Origin of the sequence: Bradyrhizobium sp., assembly GCF_016462955.1 — a bacterium.
Classification (GTDB): domain Bacteria; phylum Pseudomonadota; class Alphaproteobacteria; order Rhizobiales; family Xanthobacteraceae; genus Bradyrhizobium.
Window position 1 is genome coordinate 1 of record NZ_JAEMSD010000134.1, and the last position, 14,712, is coordinate 14,712.

Consider the following 14,712-nt stretch of genomic DNA (forward strand, 5'->3'; position numbering starts at 1 on the left):
CTCCAAGCTCGTGATCCGGAACATCGGCCTGATCCTGTCCGGCGCCCTGGAAAAGCCGATCCTGGACGGCGACACCATCGTCGCCGAGAACGGCAAGATCACCGCGATCGGCCGCTTCAAGGACCTCGACATCGAAGGCGCCACCACCATCGTCGACGCCAACGGCACCACGGTGGCGCCCGGGCTGATCGACAGCCATGTCCACCCTGTGGCGGGCGACTGGACGCCGCGGCAGAACCAGATCAACTGGATCGACAGCTATCTCCATGGCGGTGTCACCACCATGATCTCCGCCGGCGAGGTGCACATGCCCGGCCGTCCCCGCGACGTCGTAGGCCTCAAGGCCATGGCGGTGTTCGCCCAGCGCGCGTTCTGGACCTTGCGTCCGGGCGGCGTGAAAGTTCACGCCGGCGCGCCGGTGATCGAATGCGAGATGGTCGAGGAGGATTTCAAGGAGATGGCCGCCAACGGCGTCAAGCTGCTCGGTGAAGTCGGCCTCGGCGGCGTCAAGGACGGCCCGACCGCGCGGAAGATGGTCGGCTGGGCGCGCAAATACGGCATCCAGAGCACCATCCACACCGGCGGCCCTTCGATCCCCGGCTCCGGCCTGATCGACAAGGACGTGGTGCTGGAGGCCGACACCGACGTGGTCGGTCACATCAATGGCGGCCACACCGCCCTGCCCGACGACCAGATCCGCTGCATCTGCGAGGGCTGCAAGCGCGGCCTCGAGCTGGTGCACAACGGCAACGAGCGTTCCGCGCTGTTCACGCTGCGCACCGCGCGCGAGATGGGCGACCTGCACCGCGTCATCCTCGGCACCGACGCGCCCGCCGGCTCCGGCGTGCAGCCGCTCGGCATCCTGCGCATGGTCTCGATGCTGTCCTCGCTCGGCGACCTGCCGGCCGAGCTCGCTTTCTGCCTCGCCACCGGCAACACCGCGCGGATGCGGCAGCTCGATTGCGGCCTGATCGAGGTCGGTCGATCCGCCGACTTCGTCCTCATGGACAAGGCCCAGCACTCGCCGGGCAAGAACATCCTGGAGAGCGTCCAGCTCGGCGACCTCCCCGGCATCGGCATGACCATCATCGACGGCATCGTGCGCACCCAGCGCAGCCGCAACACCCCGCCGGCCGGCAAGGTGCCGGAGGTGGTGGCGAAGTGAGGCGGCCGGAGCGCAGCGGCTCCGCGCTCAGCATCTTCCCGCGAAGGCGTTGAACAAGACTGCGGCTTGCTGCGTCTAACGCAGGCAGCCCTCGGCGGCGGCAGTGCATTGCTGGACCATCGAGGCGGAAATGAAAAACTCGTCACGGATAGCCGTCGGCGTTGCCGGCGCGGTGGCAGGCTATATCGCTACTTTTGTGCTGCTCTCGCTGGTCGATTTCGGCAACCGGGCAGATCCGATCACATCGGGCCTGCTGGGCCTGTTCGTATACGCCCCGGTCGGCGCGATCTCCGGCGCGGTGCTCGCCAGCTGGCTGGTGATGCGTCCAGGCAGGGACGCAGGCAACGGAAGCGTCGCGCGCAACAGCCTGAAGTCCCTTGCTATCGTCGCCCTCTTCTGTGTCGCAGCTGTCGTCACTTACCTTGTTTACGCCTACGCGACCGCGACGCCGTGGCTCAATCCGAACGCGGCAAATCCTCTTCTCGTATTCGAGGTCCGTTTTCCGGCGGGGCTGACGGTGCCGGCATCAGAGCAGGGAATCACCATCGAATTGCAAACCGACCTCAACACCATGCCGGGCGAAGTGAACCCGGCCGCCTTCTATCGCGATGGCGACCAGGCCGTCATCGTCGGCGAGGTCGAGCTCGCGTTTCGAACCTCGCGTCGGCAACTCGCCGTCAACATCGAGGGCCAGCCGAGCCGAATCTTTCCGATTAATTTGACGGCCCGCGCCCCGCACACGCCGGAGTTCGGGACCTGGCGAAGGCTCGCAGACGGCAGCGAAATTCGCTACCGCGCCAAATGGCCGGGCAAAACCTGATTTCCCGTCGTTTCGCTACCGCAGCTTGTTCAACAGCGCCATCAGCGTCTCGCGCTCCTTCGCGTCGAGCGGCGCCAGCGTCTCGCGGGTGATCGCAAGCGCGTTCGGGGCCAGCTTCTCGGCGAGCTGCTGACCGGCGCGGGTCAGGCTCACCAGAAGCCGCCGTCCGTCCTCTGGATCCTGGCTCGTCTCGGTCAGGCCGCGCGCGGTGAGACGGTCGATTACGCCCTTGATGGTGGCGACGTCCATCGCCGTCAGGCGTCCGAGCTGGTTCTGCGAGCATGGGCCGGTCTCGGCCAGTTTCGACAACGCCGCCCATTGTGTCGGCGTCAGGTTGGTGCCGATATCGCGGGAGAAGATCGAGCTGTGGCGCTGCCAGACCTGGCGCAGGATGAAGCCGACCTGCTCGTCGAGCACGTAAGGGGGTTTCTGTAACGATTTGGCCGGTTTGGCGCTCTTCTTGGCCGCAACGCTTCTCGCCATCCGTTCGCAGCCCTTCCCTTACAACGACAGATGCGCGTCGCGGATATCCGGACGCGCGTCGAGCTCGGCCATGGTGCCGCCGAAGCAGATCCGGCCGCGCTCGATGATGTACGCACGGTCCGAAATCAGCCGCGCGAAATGCAGGTTCTGCTCGGAAACGACGATGCTGACGCCTTCCTTCTTCATGGTCAGGATGGCGTCGACCATCTGCTCCACGATCTTCGGCGACAGGCCCTCCGATGGCTCGTCCAGCAGCACCAGAGAGGGATTGCCCATCAGCGTGCGCGCGATGGTCAGCATCTGCTGCTCGCCGCCGCTCATGCGGCCGCCCGGCCGGTTCTTCATCTCGCCAAGATTCGGAAACAGCGCGAACAGCTTTTCGCGCGTCCAGTGCGGCGCGTTCGGCCGCTTGGGCTGGCGGCCGACCTCGAGATTCTCCTCCACGGTCAGATCCGTGAAGATGCGCCGCTCCTCCGGCACATAGCCGAGGCCATCGCGCACGATCTCATGCGTCGGCTTGGCCGAGACATCCTTGCCTTCGAACGTGATGCGGCCGGTGCGCTGCGCGACGAGGCCGACGATCGAGCGGAACGTGGTCGACTTGCCCGCGCCGTTGCGCCCCAGCAACGCCACGACCTCGCCCTCACCGACCTCGAAGCCGATGTCGAACAGGATATGCGCTGGGCCATAGTGGCTGTTGAGGTCCTGCACCGTGAGCTTCATGTGGAGGCTCCCTCGCGGTGGCGGGCATCGTAGACGAGGCCCTCGCCGAGATACACCGCCTGCACCTGCGCATTGCCGCGCACTTCCGCCGGCGAGCCCTCCGCGATCAACGTCCCGCGGTTGAGCACGAGGATGCGGTCGGCATGCTCGAACACCACGTCCATGTCGTGCTCGGTGAAGAGCACGCCGATCGATTTCTCCCGCGCGATGCTCGCGGTCAGCCGCATCAGGTCGACGCGCTCGCGCGGGGCCATGCCGGCGGTCGGCTCGTCCATCAGGAGCAGCTTCGGCTGGTTGGCAAGCGCGACCGCAAGCTCGAGCCGCTTGAGGTCGCCATAGGCGAGCTCGCCGCAGGGACGGTCGGCATAGCCGCCCATGCCGACCAGTTCGAGCAAGCGGCCGGCCTCGCCGCGGTCGAACTTCGGCGCCGAGCCGAACGGATTGAACAGCTGCTTGCCGTGCGAGATCAGCGCGACCTGCACGTTCTCGCGGACAGTCATGGTGGCGAAGGTCGCAGTGATCTGGAACGTGCGGCCGACGCCGAGCCGCCAGACCTCGCGCGGCTTCCGCCCCGTAATCTCTTCGCCGAGCAGGCGGACATGGCCGCTATCAGGCTTGTTCTGCCCGTTGAGCATGTCGAAGCAGGTGCTCTTTCCCGCACCGTTCGGGCCGATCAGCGCCAGGATCTCGCCCGCGCGCAGGGAGAACGAGACGCCGCGCACGGCATGGATGCCGCCATAGGATTTGGTCAGGCCTTCGACCGCGAGAAGTGGGGGCATGGCGCTCATTCGGCAGACTCGATCGGCTTGGCAAGCAAGGGAGATCCCGGCGGCGAGGACTTCCGGCGGCGCTGCGCCAGCATCTCGAGCATGCCGACGATGCCCTTGGGGAAGACCACGACGATCAGCATGATGAAGCCTCCGAGCACGAGCTTCGAGAGGTCGGTCTGGCTGACCAGCCAGATGTTCAGGGCCTTGTAGACGATGGCGCCGATCACCGCGCCCGACACCGTCTCGACGCCGCCGAGCAGCACCATGACCAGCGCGTCGACCGAGAGCGAGATGCCGAGATTGTCGGGGAACACGCTGCCCTTGAGATAGGCGAACAGCGCGCCGCCGATGCCTGCGGTCGTGCCGGCGATCACGAAGGCGGTCCACTGTATCCGCTTTGCATTGATGCCGACGGCTTCACTGCGCAGCAGCGAATCGCGGGTGGCCCGCAGCGCGTAGCCGAACGGGGAGAACACCATCATGCGTAGCGCGATCGTCACCAGCGCGGCGACACCGAGAGAGAGCCAGTAGAAATGCGACGGACTGGCCGCCCATTTTTCCGGCCAGATCCCCAATATGCCGTTGTCGCCGCCTGTTACGCTCACCCACTGGAAAGCGATCGACCAGACGATCTGCGCGAAGGCGAGCGTCAGCATCGCGAAATAGACGCCGGAGAGCTGCACCGCGAAGAAGCCGAACACGGCGGCCCCCATGCAGCCGAGCAGCGGACCCAGCAGCAGGCACACGATCATCGGCAGCCCCGCCATCTTGGCCAGGAATGCGACGCCGTAGGCGCCGAGGCCGAAATAGGCGGCGTGGCCGAACGAGGCGAGCCCGCCGACCGACATCAGGAAGTGCAGGCTGACCGCGAAGATGACGAAGATCGCGATCTCCGAGCCGACGGTCAGCAGGTAATTGCCGGCGAACAGCGGCAGCGAGGCTGCGACGGCGAGCGCCGCAAGCGCCATCAGCCGCTCGTTTGACGTCAACGGCCGCCAGGGATTGACCGTCAGGCCCGGCGTCTTGCGCGCGGCCGCCTCCGGCTTGCCGAACAGGCCCCAGGGACGAACGATCAGCACCACCGCCATGACGAGGAAAACCAGGATGATGGAGATCTTCGGAAAGATCAGGATGCCGAAGGCATTGAGTTCGGAAACCAGCACGGCGGCGACGAAGGCACCGGTGATGCTGCCGAGGCCTCCGATCACGACCACGACGAAGACCTCGACGATGATGCGCAGGTCCATGGCGTGGTGCACGGCATCGCGCGGGATCTGAAGCGCACCGCCGAGCGCGGCCAGGAAGACACCGACCGCAAAAACCGATGTGAACAGCCACTTTTGGTTGACGCCGAGCGCTGCGACCATGTCGCGGTCCTGCGTCGCGGCGCGCACGAGCACGCCCCAGCGCGTGCGCTGGAACAGCAGCCAGAGAATGCCGAGCACGACGGGACCGAGCACGATCAGGAACAGGTCGTAGCTCGGAATGTTCTGCCCGAAGAAATCGATGGCGCCCCTGAAGCCCGGCGCGCGGCGGCCGACGAGGTCGTCGGGGCCCCAGATCAGCACGACGAGATCCTCGACCATCAAGGTCAGGCCGAAGGTCGCGAGCAGCTGGAACAATTCCGGCGCATGATAGATGCGGCGCAGCAGCACCATCTCGACGATGACGCCGATGACGGCCACCGCGAGCGCCGCCAGCACGATGCTGCCCCAGAACCCAAACGCACCCGAAAGCCGCTCGGTGAGCGTAAAGGCGATGTAGGCGCCGATCATGTAGAAGGCGCCGTGCGCGAAATTGACGATCCGGGTCACGCCGAAGATGATCGACAGGCCCGAGGCCACCAGGAACAGCGACGCTGCGCTGGCGAGACCGGTCAGAAACTGTACGACGTAAAAGGCCATCGGCGTTCCGGGTTGGTTGGATCTCAGTGCTGGGCTTCATCCTTCGAGACGGCGCTCTGCGCCTCCTCAGGATGAGGTCCGGGACCCTCATGGTGAGGAGCGCGGCGACGCCGCGCGTCTCGAACCATGGAGGCCCCGGTTTCTCGTTACATCAATCCTTCGGGCGCAGCTTCGCGACTTCGGCGTCGCTGGGCAGGTAGTCCGCGCCCTTCTTGTAGGACGAATCCACCATCACGCCCTTGCCGTCCTTCAGCGCGGTCTTGCCGACATAGGCACCGAGCGTCGACTGATGATCGATCTTGCGGAAGGTGATCTCGCCGAACGGCGACGGCATCGAGATCCCCTCGGCCGCTGCGATCAGCTTCTCCGGATCGGTCGAGCCGGCTTTGGCGAGGATCGCCGCCGCCGCCTTGATGGTCTGGTAGCCCACGATCGAGCCGAGGCGCGGATAGTCGTTGTACTTGGCCTGGTAAGCCTTCAGGAACGCGTCGTGCTCGGGCGTCTTGATCGAGTACCAAGGATAGCCGGTGACGATCCAGCCCTCGGGCGTCTCGTCCTTGAGCGGGTCGAGATATTCCGGCTCGCCGGTCAGGAACGAGACCACCTCGCGTCCCTTGAACAGGCCGCGGGTATTGCCCTCGCGCACGAGCTTGACGAGATCGGCGCCGAAGGTGACGTTGAGGATCGCTTCCGGATTGGCGGCGGCAACCGCCTGCACCACCGGGCCGGCGTCGATCTTGCCCTGCGGCGGCCATTGCTCGTCGACCCACTGGATGTCCGGGCGCTTCTCCGACATCAGCTTCTTGAACACCGCGACCGCCGACTGGCCGTATTCGTAGTTCGGCGCGATCGTCGCCCAGCGCTTGGCAGGCAGCTTGGCGGCGGCCTCCACCAGCATCGCCGCCTGCATGTAGTTGGAGGGGCGCAGGCGGAAGGTGTACTTGTTGCCCTTGGACCAGGTGATGGCGTCCGTCAGCGGCTCGGCCGCGAGGAAGAACACCTTCTTCTGGTTGGCGAAGTCAGAGACCGCAAGACCGATGTTGGAGAGGAACGTGCCCGCGAGCATCGCGACGCCCTCGCTCGACACCAGCTCGTTGGCCGCAGTCTGCGCATCCGCCGGCTTGCCGCCGTCGTCCTTGGAGATGACGACGAGCTTCTTGCCGTTGATGCCGCCGGCCGCGTTGACCTCCTCGACCGCGAGCTGCCAGCCCTTGCGATAGGGTTCGGTGAAGGCCGGCAGCAGCGAGTAGCTGTTGATCTCGCCGATCTTGATGTCCTGCGCCACGGCCGAATGGGCCATGCCGCCCGCCATAAGCGCGAAGGCCGCGCCCACAAAATAGTTTCTCGCTCGCATCCCAACCTCCAGTTTTGAACTCTCTACGTCTTCAGCGTAATCGTGTCGGGGAAGCTATGCCCGCCTCCCCGGTTCAAACCCTATCTCAGACCGTCTTCGCCCTTGATCTCCGCGACCGTCAGCCCGCCGACGCGCGGCAGCGGACGGCCGCTGTCGGTGACGGCGACCGCGACCATGATCTCGTTGGCGCGCGGCGCGTCGTTGATCTGTACCTCCATCCCGTCGAAATGGCTGCGGACGAAGGCTGCGTCCTTGTGCCCCAGCGGAATGTCGAGCGTCGTGCCGGGACCGCTGCGCTTCTTCGAGGACGGGATCAACGCCGCACCCTTGGTCAGAACCTTGCGCACCGGCGCCCCCATCTTGGGGTGGAGGATGGCGGCGGCATGCTCCAGCTCGCCATTCTCGCCGACGGCGGCGGCCTTGCCGTAGCTCTGCGCCTTGGCGCCGTCGATGCCGAGCGCCGCCACCGCGCGCTTCGACAAGAGCTCGCCAAGCTCCTCGCCGATCGCGATCAGTGGCGAAAGATCCTCGACGTATTTTCCGGCAAAGGGATTCTCGATGACGGCGATGGCAGCCGCACGCCGCGTCGGCGGAGACACCTGCCGGCCCATTTCCATCTGCGTCTCTTCGACGACCGTGACGATCTTGCGGATGATCGCGCTCATGTTTCGCTTCCCTGCTCAGGCATCGACCGCGTTCTCGATTATCAGCGGACGCGGTCGTTGCTCTTCTATATCCTTGGCCCCGATGACAAGCATATCACCACAAAGCTGCAACACGGCACCCTCGATCAGTCCGCGATCGAATAAGTGCCGTGCACATTCCGCGCCAGATCCGAGGGCGGCAGCGACCTCATCGTGAGACAGCTCGCCGACATGCCGGGTGACAAGATGTGCGCCGAGATCGCTGTCGGGCTGAAGCTCGTTCGCGGGCTTGCGGATGACGGAGGGATGCCCGGGTAGATCGACGGCATTGGCGATCACGGTCGCCGCGGCGTCGGCTTGTGAAGCCGTGGCGGCCAACACCGTCACCGCGTCGGCGATCCCGAGCGAAAAGCTGCGGCCGTGACGACCGCTGGTGGCAATGCCGCGCACCGGATCATCCGCATCGATCCGCATCGTCCGCATCATGCCGTCGCGGTCGGGCCGGTCCATCAGCCCGACCGCGAAATGCTCGCCGCGGCCGAGATGAAGCGCGATGTCGCCACCATTGTTTACGTAGGCGCGATCGAACGTCGCAGCGCGCAGCATTGCGTCCAGAATCTCCTCCGCCACACTGCCGGCCACCGCCGCCATGGGCGTGATGAAGCAATCGGCGGAAAAAGGCGCCACCGCGGCGTGCATGCGCCGCGCGACGATACCCTTCAGCGACGTCTGCTCCGCAGCAGCCGTCCGCAGTTCCGGCAGCTCCGCGCAAAGCTCGTCGAGCAAGCCGGTGAACCGGTGCGCCGCAGCCTCATAGGCCGCATGCACCTCGTCCGACGCTCCCCTCGCCTCCACGATCAGATCAATCGGACCATCCTGCAAATGCAGCCGCCGGCCATCAGACAGCAATGCAATTTGCGGGAGCCTGGTCATGCCCGCGGCCCCGGAATCGGGTTCGCCCAGGGCAGCTGGCGGACGTCGTCGCCGTTCTGGACCTCGGAGAGCGGCTTCACATAATCCATGTGGCCGCCGAGCGCGGCATAGTCTGACAGTTTCATGGTGAACTCGATCGGCGCCACCAGCGCCGGGGTCGGCACATAGCCGAACGCGCCTGACGGCATCTGCGTCACATCGACCATGTAGGTGATGCCGCCGCCGGGCCAGACATAGACCGGCGCGCCGCCGCTAGTGACGCGCGTCAGCGCGTCCTTGACCGAGCGTGTCAGCCGGACCGGGTTGTCGGTCACGCCGGCGCGCAAGGAGCCGCCCGCGCCCGCCATAAACAGCACCGTGCACAGTGCCGGCTCGCAATTTTCCTGGATGCGCTCGACCGAGAACTTCAGGTCATCAGGCATCTCGGTCTCGACCGGCTTCAGGGCCTCGTCCAGCACGTAGTAGGACGAGTGCTCGCCGGTGGTGGAGACCATCAGCATGGAAAGTCCAGGCTTGGCTTCCTTGGGATCGAACGGACCGAGGATCGCCAGCGGATCGGAGATGTTGGTGCCGCCCCAGCCCGTGCCGGGATCGGCGACCTGGAAATAGCGGCCCGGCGTCGAGCGACGGCCCTTCATCTTGATGCCGGTGTCGGCGATGTCGAGCAGCTTGCCCGCCTGATGCTCCGAGAGCAAGCCGGTGATGTGGTCATCGACCACGACGACCTCGTCGACCTTGCCGTGCCATTGCTTGGCGAACATGCCGATCGTCGCCGAGCCGCAGCCGACGCGCATGCGCTCTTCTTTCATGCCGTTGACGATCGGCGGCTGCCCAGCCTGCACCACGACGGTGGCGCCGCCGTCGATGGTGAGCTCCACCGCCTTGCAATTGGCGAGGTCCATCAACGTGTCGCAGGTGACGCGGCCCTCCTTCTTGGAGCCGCCGGTGAGATGATGCACGCCGCCGAGCGACAGCATCTGCGAGCCGTATTCGCTGGTGGTGACGTGGCCGACCGCCTCGCCCTGCGCTCGGACCGTCGCAGTCTCAGGACCGAGATAGCGGTCGGTATCGATCTTCACCTTGATGCCGCAGTAGGAGAAGATGCCTTCGGTGACCACGGTCACCATGTCGACGCCGTCGACCTCAGCGGAGACGATGAACGGCGCCGGCTTGTAGTCGGGATAGGTCGTGCCCGCGCCGATCGCGGTGACGAATGTCGAAGGCTCATGGACAATCTTGCCGTCCCAATCCTCGGTGCGGCTGAACGGGACGAGCTTGCCGCCATGGGAGACGGTGCGCTCCAGGATCACGTGGGGATCGACGCGGACGAGCTTGCCGTCGTGGTTGGCATAGCGGTCGCAGGCGCCCGCCGCGCCCGGCTTGATGTAGCACATCACCGGACACGCATCGCAGCGGATCTTGTCGATGACGGTGCTGGTCGTTTCTGTCACCATGTCGGAGCCGGCCGATGCTGCGGTTATCATTCGTACACGAACGATGTTGCGCGTGGTCCCCGGGCGCTGTCAAGCGGCGGTGCAGCGCAAAAGATAGCGTTGCTGCATAAAACCTCATTTGCCTACCCGCTCTGTCCACAAAGAAGGCAATCGCGCTGCACTGCGGGATGCGCGGCTTGCACGTTTGTGTACAAACGGTATCGTCGCGGGCGAGATCAACGCGGCGTGGGAACGAGGATGACGCAGACACCGATCCGCCTCACCGTGAATGGCACGATACACGACGTCACGGCGGCGCCGGACACGCCGCTGCTCTATGTGCTTCGCAATGAGCTCGCGCTGAACGGCCCGAAATACGGTTGCGGTCTGGGTGAATGCGGCACCTGTACTGTCCTGATCGACGGCGCGGCGGCGCGCTCCTGTGTCATTCCCGCGAGTGGCTGCGCCGGCCGCGACATCGTGACGCTCGAAGGTCTCGGCACCCGCGACAAGCCCGACGTCGTGCAGCAGGCCTTCATCGACGAGCAGGCCGCGCAATGCGGCTACTGTCTCAACGGCATGATCATGACCACCAAGGCGCTGCTCGCGATCAATCCGCGGCCGAGCGAGCAACAGGCACTAGCGGCGCTACGCTACAATCTCTGCCGCTGCGGCACGCATGTCGAGATCCTGCGCGCGGTGATGCGCGCATCGGGCCAGCTCACCGAGGCCGCAGATTGATGGCCTCCCCAGTTTCGAATGGAGCTGAACGGCCGTCGGGTTCGCTCGTCGTCGCCCGCACGGTGGACGAGGTCACATCCGAGACCTTCGTCCGCATCACAGCGGACGGGGCGGTCACCGCCTATAACGGCCATGTCGATCTCGGCACCGGCATCCGCACGGCGCTCGGCCAGATCGTCGCCGAAGAGCTCGACGTCTCCTTTGCCCGCGTCGTGGTCGTGCTCGGCGACACGGCCGTGGTGCCGAACCAGGGCGCGACGATCGCGAGTGAAACCATCCAGATCACCGCGGTGCCGCTGCGAAAGGCCGCCGCACAGGCGCGGCACTTTCTGATCGCGCGCGCGGCCGAGCGGCTGGAACTGCCAGAGACCGATCTCAGGATCGAGGACGGCCTCGTGCGCGGGCACGACAATCGCAGCGTCAGCTACGGCGAGTTGATCGGCGGCGAGACGATCCGTCTCGAGCTTGCCAATGAAGTCACTGTGAAGCCCGTCGGCGATTACGCCATCGTCGGCCAGTCGGTGCCCCGCATCGACCTGCCGGCCAAGGCCACGGGAGAGCTGACCTTCGTCCATGACATCCGCGTGCCGGGCATGCTGCACGGCCGCGTGGTGCGCCCGCCCTATTCCGGCGTCGATGCCGGTCCGTTCGTCGGCACCAGCCTGATAGGGATCGACGAATCCTCGGTCCGCGACATCCCCGGCCTGATCGCGGTGGTGCGCATCGGTGATTTTGTCGGCGTGGTCGCCGAGCGCGAGGAGCAGGCGATCCGCGCGGCTGAAAAGCTCGAGCTGAGCTGGAAGCCGATGCCTAATCTTACCGACCTCGCCGACGTCGAGACTGCGCTGCGTGCCAATCCATCGACGCCGCGCACCCTGATCGACAAGGGCAACGTCGATGCGGCCATCGCCGGCGCGGCCAAGCCGATGCAGCGCACTTACGTCTGGCCATATCAGATGCACGCCTCGATCGGCCCATCCTGCGCCGTTGCCGACGTCCAGGACGACTATATCCGGGTCTGGTCAGGCACGCAGAACCCGCACGTACTACGCAGCGATCTCGCGCTGCTGATCGAGCGCCCCGAGAGCGAGATTGAGGTGATCCGGCTGGAGGCCGCGGGCTGCTACGGCCGCAACTGCGCCGACGACGTCACTGCCGATGCGCTGCTGCTGTCGCGCGCCGTCGGCCGCCCCGTCCGCGTGCAGCTGACGCGCGAGCAGGAGCATGCCTGGGAACCCAAGGGCACTGCGCAGCTCATCGACGTCAATGGCGGCCTCGATGCCGACGGCGGCATCGCCGCCTACGACCTCGCCACGCGCTATCCCTCGAACGCCGCTCCGACGCTGGCGCTGCTGCTGACGGGACGGATCTCGCCCGAGCCGGCCGTGCTGCAGATGGGCGACCGCACCGCGATCCCGCCCTACGACTACGACCACATGCGCGTCGTCGCCCATGACATGGCGCCGATCGTGCGCGCCTCCTGGTTCCGCGGCGTCTCGGCGTTGCCGAACACTTTTGCGCACGAATCCTACATCGACGAGGCTGCAACTGAGGCCGGCATCGACCCCATCGAGTATCGCCTGCGTTATCTGAAAGACCCGCGCGCCGTCGATCTCGTCAACGCGGTCGCCGAACGTGCGGGGTGGAAACCTCGCCCCGTGCGTGAGGAGAAGGACGGCGAGGTCGTGCGCGGCCGCGGCTTTGCCTATGCGCTCTATGTCCACAGCAAGTTTCCCGGCTACGGCGCGGCGTGGTCGGCCTGGGTCACCGAGGTCGCGGTGAACACGACCACCGGCGACGTCAGCGTCACCCGCGTCGTGGCCGGGCAGGATTCCGGCCTGATGATCAACCCGGACGGCGTGCGCCACCAGATCCACGGCAACGTCATCCAGTCCACCAGCCGCGCGCTGATGGAGGAAGTCTCGTTCGAGCGCGGGGCGGTGGCGGCGCGCGAATGGGGCGCCTATCCCATCATTCCCTTCCCCGATGTGCCCAAGATCGATGTCTTGATGCTGCCGCGGCCGGACCAGCCGCCGCTCGGCGTCGGCGAATCCGCGTCGGTGCCGAGCGCGGCGGCGATCGCCAATGCGATCTTCGATGCCACCGGCGTGCGCTTTCGTGAGCCGCCGTTCACGCCGGAACGCATCTTGAAGGGGCTGCACGGCGAGACATCGCCCGTGCCGCAAGCCCTGCCCGCGCCCGCCGCCCCACGGCCGTCTCCCGTCTGGGCGAATCCATTCGCGAAACGAACCGGCATATTTGCGACGATTGCAGCCGTCTGCACAGCTGCCATCGGCATTGGCGCCGCGCTTCTTCCTGGCCGTGCCATCGCGCCGATCACCCGGCCCGATGCGTCGGTCTATTCCGCGGCGGCCATCGCCCGCGGCGAGCAGCTCGCTGCGCTCGGCAATTGCGCGGAGTGCCACACTAAAACCGGCGGCGCACGAAATGCCGGCGGCCGCGCCTTGGAAACACCGTTCGGCACGATCTACGCAACCAACATCACGCCCGACGTCGAGAGCGGGATCGGCGCCTGGTCCTATCCCGCCTTCGAGCGCGCGATGCGCGATGGCTTGCATCGCGACGGACGGCAACTCTATCCCGCTTTTCCCTACACGCATTTTGCAAAGACCAGCGACGCGGACATGCAGGCGCTCTACGCCTACCTGATGGCCCAGCCCGCTGTGCACGCGAGCACGCCGGCGAACGCACTCGCCTTCCCGTTCAACCTGCGCCCGCTGCTCGCGGGCTGGAATGCGCTGTTCCACGACACGAAGGAGTTCAAGCCCGACCCTGCAAAATCCGAGCAATGGAATCGCGGCGCCTATCTGGTCGAAAGCCTCGGCCATTGCAGCGGCTGCCATTCGCCACGCAACGCGTTCGGCGCCGAGCAGCGCAATGCCTATCTTGCCGGGGGCTTCGCAGAGGGCTGGGAAGCGCCGGCGTTGACCTCGCTCTCGCACGCCCCGATCCTGTGGAGCGAGGATGAGCTCTATGCCTACCTGCGCACCGGCCATTCGCGTTATCACGGGGTCGCGGCCGGCCCGATGGCACCAATCGTTCGCGACCTCAAGGCTCTGCCCGATCAGGACATCCGAGCGATGGCGGTCTATCTCAACTCGTTCAATGACGCCGCAATCGACCAACAGGCGCAGGATGCGCTCGCCGCCAGGCTCGAAAGCGCAACGCAAGTGACGGTCGCCTCCTCCGCGGGCGCGCGCCTCTATCAGGGCGCCTGCGCCGTCTGCCACGAGGTCGGCGGCCTGCCGCTGTTCGGCAGCCGGCCTTCGCTCGCGCTCAACAGCAACATTCACAGCATGAAGGCGGACAATCTCGTGCAGGTGATCCTGCACGGCATCACCGATCCCGTCTCCAGCGACCTCGGCTACATGCCCGCGTTTGGGAATAGCATGAGCGACGCGCAGATCGAGGAGCTCGTCAGCTTCCTGCGCTGGCAGTTCGCACCTGGCAAGCCGGCCTGGACCGGCGTGCGCGAGACGATAGCAAGGGTACGGGCGTCCGCGCACTAGAGCCTGATGAGATTAGGTTTCATTTGCCGCGACACGGAAGGTCCGCTCCCTCCCCCGCTTGCGGGGGAGGGTTGGGGAGAGGGTTTCTCCACACAGCGGGACACTCCCCTAGAGGAGAGAACCCTCACCCCCGGCGCGTTGCGCCGACCTCTCCCGCAAGCGGGAGAGGTGCACCGAGCCCGCGGCGGCTTGATTCAACCCAATCTCATCCT

General features: G+C 65.9%; 12 protein-coding genes. 4 read left to right on the forward strand and 8 right to left on the reverse strand.

Translation table 11 applies throughout. The features are described from left to right. On the forward strand, positions 1–1,165 hold a 1,165-nt coding region (locus JHD07_RS15965; protein ID WP_291623828.1), incomplete at its 5' end, for an amidohydrolase family protein. Between the two features lie 130 nt (positions 1,166–1,295). Further along, a complete protein-coding gene (locus JHD07_RS15970; RefSeq protein WP_366864596.1) occupies positions 1,296–1,985 on the forward strand; it encodes a hypothetical protein in 690 nt (229 codons plus the stop codon). Between the two features lie 15 nt (positions 1,986–2,000). Here the strand turns inward: JHD07_RS15970 and JHD07_RS15975 are convergent, their stop codons facing one another. The 8 genes from JHD07_RS15975 to JHD07_RS16010 all read right to left on the reverse strand — a co-directional run bounded on the left by JHD07_RS15975 (position 2,001) and on the right by JHD07_RS16010 (position 10,250). Next, positions 2,001–2,468: a MarR family transcriptional regulator gene (locus JHD07_RS15975; RefSeq protein WP_291623830.1), complete on the reverse strand. Its 468-nt coding sequence runs from the start codon at positions 2,466–2,468 to the stop codon at positions 2,001–2,003. Between the two features lie 18 nt (positions 2,469–2,486). Beyond that, complete coding sequence (locus JHD07_RS15980; protein ID WP_291623831.1) at positions 2,487–3,191, reverse strand: ABC transporter ATP-binding protein; 705 nt, start codon at positions 3,189–3,191, stop codon at positions 2,487–2,489. Next, positions 3,188–3,979: an ABC transporter ATP-binding protein gene (locus JHD07_RS15985; protein ID WP_291623832.1), complete on the reverse strand. Its 792-nt coding sequence runs from the start codon at positions 3,977–3,979 to the stop codon at positions 3,188–3,190. Before JHD07_RS15985 ends, JHD07_RS15980 begins: the two co-directional genes overlap by 4 nt. Next, positions 3,976–5,865 carry an ABC transporter permease gene (locus JHD07_RS15990; protein WP_291623833.1) on the reverse strand — a complete coding sequence of 630 codons (1,890 nt, stop codon included), beginning with the start codon at positions 5,863–5,865 and terminating at the stop codon, positions 3,976–3,978. Before JHD07_RS15990 ends, JHD07_RS15985 begins: the two co-directional genes overlap by 4 nt. Before the next feature lie 151 nt (positions 5,866–6,016). Then, complete coding sequence (locus tag JHD07_RS15995; RefSeq protein ID WP_291623834.1) at positions 6,017–7,219, reverse strand: ABC transporter substrate-binding protein; 1,203 nt, start codon at positions 7,217–7,219, stop codon at positions 6,017–6,019. A gap of 80 nt (positions 7,220–7,299) precedes the next feature. Beyond that, the gene (locus JHD07_RS16000) at positions 7,300–7,884 is read right to left on the reverse strand and encodes an amino acid synthesis family protein (RefSeq protein ID WP_197965868.1); all 585 of its coding nucleotides are present in this window, start codon (positions 7,882–7,884) and stop codon (positions 7,300–7,302) included. Positions 7,885–7,899: 15 nt separating this feature from the next. Then, positions 7,900–8,796, reverse strand: coding sequence for a UPF0280 family protein (locus tag JHD07_RS16005; RefSeq protein WP_291623835.1), 897 nt, complete (start codon positions 8,794–8,796; stop codon positions 7,900–7,902). Continuing rightward, positions 8,793–10,250 (reverse strand): 6-hydroxynicotinate reductase, encoded by a 1,458-nt coding sequence (locus JHD07_RS16010; RefSeq protein ID WP_291623836.1) that lies wholly within the window; start codon positions 10,248–10,250, stop codon positions 8,793–8,795. Before JHD07_RS16010 ends, JHD07_RS16005 begins: the two co-directional genes overlap by 4 nt. 237 nt (positions 10,251–10,487) lie before the next feature. On the opposite strand from JHD07_RS16010, the gene JHD07_RS16015 reads away from it, so the two are divergent. Together JHD07_RS16015 and JHD07_RS16020 are read left to right on the forward strand one after the other, a co-directional pair. Further along, the gene (locus tag JHD07_RS16015; RefSeq protein WP_291623837.1) at positions 10,488–10,970 is read left to right on the forward strand and encodes a (2Fe-2S)-binding protein; all 483 of its coding nucleotides are present in this window, start codon (positions 10,488–10,490) and stop codon (positions 10,968–10,970) included. Next, positions 10,970–14,500: a molybdopterin cofactor-binding domain-containing protein gene (locus JHD07_RS16020; protein WP_291623838.1), complete on the forward strand. Its 3,531-nt coding sequence runs from the start codon at positions 10,970–10,972 to the stop codon at positions 14,498–14,500. Before JHD07_RS16015 ends, JHD07_RS16020 begins: the two co-directional genes overlap by 1 nt. Positions 14,501–14,712: the final 212 nt, after the last annotated feature.